This window comes from Oleiphilus sp. HI0067, from assembly GCF_001635735.1.
On sequence record NZ_LWFI01001587.1, the window covers coordinates 1 to 758 of the forward strand.

The following is a 758-nucleotide window of genomic DNA, read 5'->3' on the forward strand; positions in this document are numbered from 1 at the left end:
ACCAATGCTTCGTATGTCTTATTCGCTTCTTCCTGTTGCTTCTTGTCTTCTTCTGCTTCGATCTCACCGAGGTCAAGCTCGCCCTTAGTGATGTCTTGAAGATGCTTACCTTCAAAATCAGACAGGTAAGAGATCATCCAGCCATCAATGCGATCGCTTAGCACTAGAACCTCAATACCCTTCTTACGGAAGATTTCCATATGTGGGCTAGAAATACCTGCCGCATGACTTTCTGCCGAGATATAGTAAATCTTGTCTTGGCTCTCTTGCATGCGAGACACGTAATCATCAAGCGATACGTTCTGAGCGCTGTCGCCGTTTGTCGTCGCGAAGCGAAGTAACTTAGCAAGTTTTTCTTTATTAGAAAGATCTTCGCCAATACCTTCTTTAATTACCTGGCCAAACTCATCCCAGAATGATTGATATTTCTCAGCATCGTTCTTGGCCATTTTGGTCAGAGTATCAAGCACACGCTTAGTCAGTGCTGTACGCAAGCTATCAACAGTCTTATCGCTTTGAAGAATTTCACGAGAAACGTTCAAACTTAAATCACGCGTATCAACAATACCTTTTACAAAACGAAGGTAGAGAGGCAGGAACTGCTCTGCTTCATCCATAATAAAAACGCGCTGTACGTATAGCTTTAAGCCACGAGGAACTTCACGGTTGTACAAATCAAACGGTGCTTTTGCAGGAATATAAAGCAAGCTTGTGTAATCGAGCTTACCTTCAACACGGTTATGGGCCCATGTTAGCGG

At 43.5% G+C, this 758-nt stretch carries 1 pseudogene; it reads right to left on the reverse strand.

Annotated features, from left to right (window positions below):
• Positions 1–758, reverse strand: a pseudogene (locus A3739_RS25830) (molecular chaperone HtpG); the annotation flags it as partial.